Below are 6056 nucleotides of genomic sequence, written 5' to 3' on the forward strand. Positions count from 1 at the left end.
CGCCGGTGCGCTTCGCCGAGCATCGCGAACGTCTTGCCCGCGCCGGGGGCGGCTCCGAGATAGATTCGCAGCCGTCCCCGCCGCAGCGGTCGAGATGTGTTGGGCGCAGTACTGGTCACGATGCCATCATCCACCCGAGGAAACCTGGTCGCAGTCGGGTGCAGTCAGTCCCAGGGCGACGTTCAACTCGGGTACGTTGACTCGTTCGACCCCGAGAAATCCGAGTTGTCGGCCCTCGGTGTGCGCGGCGACGAGGTCGCGGACCTGTTCTTCGGCGATGCCGGTGACCCGCGCTACCCGGGGCACTTGCAAGGCCGCATAGCCAGGGGAGATGTGCGGATCGATGCCGGATCCGGATCCCGTGACCGCGTCGACCGGTATCGAGTGCGGTGTCACGTTCTCCCGCGCCGCGATCACCGCGCGTCGTTCCTCGACGAAGCGGGCGAGGATCTCACTGCTCGGGCCCTGGTTCGACGGGAGCGCAGCGGCCGGGTCGCCCGGGGTGAAGGCGTCATCGTCGGCGACGGATCCCACCGTCCGAAGGTGGAAGAAGGGATCCGGCTCGCCCGCGGGGACCTGTGGGTCCACACCGATCAGCTTGCTGCCGACCACGCACCCGTTCGCATCCGTCAGGGGCGACCCCTCGGCGCTGACGGATCCCAGTCGTCCGAGTGCCCATACTGCGGCCGGGTAGGCCACGCCCACGATCACGCTCAGAGCGACGAGCATCAGCAGTCCCACCCGAGCCGCTCGCACTACGCCTGTGATGAAGCCGAACGATCGCATCACGATCACCCCATTCCCGGAACAAGACGCACCACGAGATCGATCAACCAGATCCCGACGAACGGCGTGATCACCCCGCCGAGACCGTAGATCAGCAGATTGCGGCTGAGCAGCGATGACGCGCTCGCCGGTCGGTAGCGCACCCCCTTCAGGGCAAGAGGGATCAGCGCCACGATCACCAGCGCATTGAAGATCACCGCCGAGAGGATCGCGGATTGCGGTGTGGCAAGACCCATGATGTTCAGCCCGGCCAGTTGCGGATAGATCCCGCTGAAGAGGGCCGGCAGGATCGCGAAGTACTTGGCCAGGTCGTTGGCCAGCGAGAATGTGGTCAGGGCCCCGCGCGTGATGAGCAACTGTTTGCCGATCTCCACGACCTCGATCAACTTCGTCGGGTCGGAGTCGAGATCGACCATGTTCCCGGCTTCCTTGGCTGCCGAGGTTCCGGTGTTCATCGCCACGCCCACATCTGCCTGAGCGAGGGCCGGTGCGTCGTTGGTCCCGTCGCCGGTCATCGCGACGAGGCGACCACCCTGCTGCTCCGCTCGGATCAATGCCAGCTTGTCCTCCGGCGTGGCTTCGGCGAGAAAGTCGTCGACCCCGGCCTCGGACGCGATGGCCTTGGCGGTGAGAGGGTTGTCGCCGGTGATCATCACCGTGCGGATGCCCATTGCCCGCAGTTGGGCGAACCGCTGCGCCATGCCGGGTTTGACCACGTCGGTCAATTCGATGACGCCGAGTACCGATGCGTTGCGATCATCGGCTCGGGCCACCACCAGCGGAGTCCCGCCGTCACGGGCGATTCTGTCGACGACGACGGTCACCTCCGGCGGTGTCGCCCCACCGTGCTCGTCCACCCAGCGGATGAGGGCGTCGGCGGCGCCTTTGCGGATGCGGACGGGGCTCCCGGCATCACCGGTCATGTCGAGCCCGCTCATCCGGGTGTGCGCCGTGAATGCGACGAACTCCGCGGAGCGCTCGTTGCCGGACGGACTCGCATCGAGGTGGTACCGCTCGGCACACAGTTCGACGATGCTGCGGCCCTCGGGTGTGCCGTCGGCCAGACTCGACAGTCGCGCGGCCGAAGCGGCTTCGGCATCCGTGACGCCGGGGGCGGGGTGCAATGCGGTGGCGCGACGGTTGCCGTAGGTGATGGTGCCGGTCTTGTCCAGCAACAGTGTGTCGATGTCCCCGGCGGCTTCGACTGCACGGCCGGATTTGGCCAGGACGTTGCGTTGGACGAGCCGGTCCATGCCGGCGATGCCGATCGCGGACAACAACGCGCCGATGGTGGTGGGGATCAAGCACACCAGCAGTGCGACCAGTTCGACCGGTCCTTGCTCGACCCCGGCATACGCACTCATCGGCCCGATCGCGACGACCGCGAGCAAGAACACGATCGTCAACGCGGCGAGCAGGATGTTCAAGGCGATCTCGTTGGGGGTCTTCTGCCGGGCGGCGCCTTCGACGAGAGCGATCATCCGGTCCACGAATGTCTGTCCGGGCGCGGCGGTGATCCGCACGACGATGCGGTCGGAGAGCACGGTGGTACCACCGGTGACCGCGCACCGGTCCCCACCGGATTCCCGGATCACCGGCGCGGATTCCCCGGTGATCGCCGATTCGTCGACTGTGGCGATACCGTCGATCACATCCCCGTCACCGGGAATCGTCTGCCCGCTCTCCACGACGACGAGATCGCCCACGTGCAGTTCGGTGGTCGAGACGGATTCCTCGGTGCCGCGACCGGTGAGGCGGCGAGCGATGGTGTCCTGTTTGACTTTTCGGAGGCTCGCTGCTTGTGCCTTGCCGCGCCCTTCGGCGACCGACTCGGCGAGGTTGGCGAACAGCACGGTGAACCACAGCCACGCCGCGATCGACCAGGCGAACAGACTGCCTTCGGCCGCGGCCGCAGTGGTGGCCACCACCGAACCGACCAGTACGACGAACATGACCGGATTGCGCGCCACATGTCGGGGGTCGAGCTTGCGTATCGCGCCGGGCAACGACGTCACCAGCTCGCGGGTGGTGAACACCCCGCTGCCGACACGGTGTGGCCGGGTGGAGGCGGTCTCCCGCTCCGGACGAACATCTACAGTCACTGCAGTGCCTCTGCGATCGGGCCCAGGGCGAGGGCGGGGAAGAAGGTCAAGGCCGCGACAAGCACCGTCGTGCCGGTGAGCAGACCGGCGAATGCGACGCCGGCGGTGGGAAGGGTCCCCGAACCGGACGGGACGCGTCGCTGTGTGGCGAACGACCCGGCCAGGGCGAGGACGAACAGGATCGGCAGGAACCGCCCGAACAGCATGCACATCCCGAGGGAGGATTGAAGCCAGTCGCTCGTCGCGGTGAGGCCACCGAAGGCGCTGCCGTTGTTGTTCGACGCGGACGCGTAGGCATAGAGCACCTCGGTGAAGCCGTGGATCGCGCCGGGCGTGCCCGGGTCACCCGAGTTGCCGAGGTATCCGGTCGTGGACGAGAGAATCACTGTGATCCCGGTGCCGGTGAGCACCAGCGCAGGCATTACCAGCACCGCCAGCGCGGCCAGGGTGATTTCTCGTCTGCGCAACTTCTTGCCGAGGAACTCGGGGGTACGGCCCACGAGCAGACCGCCGACGAACACGGCGATGACCGACAGGACGAGGATGCCGTACAAGCCGGTTCCCACTCCACCCGGCGCGATCTCGCCGAGCAGCATGTTCAGCAGCACGGCGCCGCCGCCGAGCGGGGACATGCTGTCGTGCGCGGAGTTCACCGCGCCCGTGCTCGTTCCTGTGGTCGTCACGGCGAACAGCACCGAACCGGGAATCCCGAAGCGCACCTCCTTGCCCTCCATCATCGCGCCGGCGGCATTCGCGGCCACGCCGCGAGTGCCGGATTCGGCCGCCATCGTCACTGCCAGCACGGTGGTGTAGAGCAGGGCCATCACGGCAAGGACAGTCAGGCCTTGTCGGCGGTTGCCGATCATCGTGCCGAAGGTGCGGGTCAATGCGACCGGAATCAGAAGGATCGCGAGAATCTCGACGATGTTGCTGATCGGGGTGGGGTTTTCGAACGGGTGTGCAGAGTTGGCGGCGAGGATGCCGCCCCCGTTGGTGCCCAGTTCCTTGATGGCCTCCTGCGAGGCGACCGGCGCCAATGCTGTGGTGACCGTGTTCCCGTCCAGGCCGGTGGCGGTGAACCCGCTGCGATACGACTGGATTACTCCCTGGGACAACAGGATCAGTGCAATCACGAACGCCAGCGGCAACAGGATGCGCACGGTCCCGCGGGTCAGGTCCACCCAGAAGTTGCCGATCTCACCGCCACCTCCGACACGCACCAGGCCGCGAATCAACGCAACCGCCACGGCCATACCGACGGCTGCGGACACGAAGTTCTGTACCGCGAGACCGACAGATTGGGTCATCGGGCTCATCGTCGTCTCGGGAACGTAGGACTGCCAGTTGGTGTTGGTGACGAAGGAGACGGCGGTATTGAATGCGACTGCCGGACTCACCGCCCCCAGACCGTGGTCGAGCGGCAGGACACCTTGAAGACGCTGCAGCGCGTAGAGGAAGAGCACACTCGCCAGCGAGAAGCCGAGCACGCTCGCGGCGTATCCGTACCAGGTCTGTTCGGCGCGGGGATCGATCCGGCACAGTCGGTACATCAGGGACTCGACTCGAAAGTCCTTCCATCGCAGGGCGAGATCGGTCGTGTAGACCCTCGCCATATAGTCACCGAGCGGAACATAGGTCAAAGCCAGGACTGCGACGACCAAAGCGATCTGCAGTCCCGCGGCCACAGCAGGATTCATCGGACCGTCAGAACCTCTCCGGATCGAGCAGTGCGCTCAGCAGGTACACCACCAGTGCCGCCGCAAGCACGACGAGCGCGACGCTCCCCATACCCGTCCAGGTCATCTCTCACCGCGCACGTACAGAGCCCGCAGCACCAGGGCGCACACCGAGAACCCCATCAAGATCAGCACCACGTATGCGGTGTCGGTCATATCGTCTTCCCTTGCCGTCGACACGAACAGGCGCCGGTCGGCACCCGCACCACACGCTGGCACCCACCGAACCGGTTCGGCCGGATCCTTACGAAATCCTGATGCTCTCCGGCGATATCCATACGGGATCCTGATATCGGCTCTGCTCCTCCGGGGGAGCGCCGCCCGGGTCGGAGGCAACTGCCCGACCGGTGAACGATCGAATCGGTGCGCGTGCACGGTCCGGTCCGGGAAGACGAGTGAATCGTTCAGCTGTGCAGCCATTGCCGGCGATGTGCAGCTGCCGCCTTCGTTCGATCGCGTGTGGTGTCAGGCAAAGATGTCCTGATGGTAGCGCCCTTCGGTCTCGAGGCGACGCAGCCGAACTTCTCCGTCGTCGCCCGTCCGGTCGGCGTAGATCTGTGCCAACGCTTGTCGGACAGCCGGTGCCATGCGCAGTCCGTCTCCACAGATGTAGATATGTGCCCCTTGTTCGAGTAGGTCCCAGATGCGGTCGGCTTCGGCAGCCACGGCGTGCTGGACGTAGCGGATCGGATGGCCGGGCAGCGCGGAGTAGGCCGTGTGCACCCGCACCCGGCCGGCTTCGTGCCAGGTGTCGAGTTCGTCGCCGTAGAGCCGGTCGTGCTTCGGGTGACGGCAACCGGTGAACAGCTCGATCGGTCCTGTCGAGGCGGTGTGGGCGCGCTCTTCCAGGAAACCCCTCAACGGTGCGATACCGGTTCCGGGGCCGATCAGAATCACCGGGGTCGTCGGATCGGCGGGTAAACGGAACGACGGTATGGGCGTGCGGACATGACCGTAGAAGATCTCTCCGGGTGTCAGATCTGCCAGGTAGGCAGAGCACGTGCCTCGGTACCGGCCCGTGCCCGACCACGCGGCACCTTCCACCAGCCCGACGGTGAGCCGGACATGACCCGGCCTCGCCGACGGTGACGACGAGATCGAGTAACAACGCGGACGGATCGGTCCGGTAGTTTCCAGAAAGACCGCCAGCGGCAGCGTGATCGAAGGGAACCATTCCAATAGATCGGTCACGCACACGTGCTTGGCCAGAATCTCCTCGGCGTAGGCGTGGGCGAGTGCCCTCACTTGCTCGCGGGTATGCGGGCAGGAGGTGTAGGCGGTCAGCGTCTCGAGATCGGAGCGTGTGGCAGGCTCCTGCAGTTCGACGAATTCGCTCAACAACAGCCCCACCGTGACCGGCCTGTCTATCGGCAGGTGGGTGGTTCCTCGGGCACGTAACCGCACCACCTGGCCGCGGGGGATACGGAGAACG

General features: G+C 66.0%; 5 protein-coding genes and 1 pseudogene. All 6 read right to left on the minus strand.

Translation table 11 applies throughout. The features are described from left to right. A partial coding sequence (locus tag R1101_RS31335; protein ID WP_157179162.1) for a hypothetical protein occupies window positions 1-134 on the minus strand: 134 nt, incomplete at its 3' end. Then, window positions 127-786 (minus strand): potassium-transporting ATPase subunit C, encoded by a 660-nt coding sequence (locus R1101_RS0114395; RefSeq protein ID WP_051017549.1) that lies wholly within the window; start codon window positions 784-786, stop codon window positions 127-129. The genes R1101_RS31335 and R1101_RS0114395, both read right to left, overlap by 8 nt. A gap of 5 nt (window positions 787-791) precedes the next feature. Beyond that, window positions 792-2888: a potassium-transporting ATPase subunit KdpB gene (gene kdpB, locus R1101_RS0114400; protein ID WP_037223493.1), complete on the minus strand. Its 2097-nt coding sequence runs from the start codon at window positions 2886-2888 to the stop codon at window positions 792-794. Beyond that, the gene (kdpA, locus tag R1101_RS0114405) at window positions 2885-4585 is read right to left on the minus strand and encodes a potassium-transporting ATPase subunit KdpA (RefSeq protein ID WP_026003282.1); all 1701 of its coding nucleotides are present in this window, start codon (window positions 4583-4585) and stop codon (window positions 2885-2887) included. The genes kdpB and kdpA overlap by 4 nt, the downstream gene beginning before the upstream one ends. Window positions 4586-4592: 7 nt before the next feature. After that, complete coding sequence (gene kdpF / locus R1101_RS0114410) at window positions 4593-4691, minus strand: K(+)-transporting ATPase subunit F (protein WP_016934111.1); 99 nt, start codon at window positions 4689-4691, stop codon at window positions 4593-4595. A gap of 398 nt (window positions 4692-5089) precedes the next feature. Further along, window positions 5090-6056: pseudogene (locus tag R1101_RS0114420) on the minus strand (bifunctional cytochrome P450/NADPH--P450 reductase); the annotation flags it as partial.

It is taken from the genome of Rhodococcus sp. R1101, assembly GCF_000278445.1.
GTDB classification, from domain to species: Bacteria; Actinomycetota; Actinomycetes; order Mycobacteriales; family Mycobacteriaceae; genus Rhodococcus; species Rhodococcus gordoniae.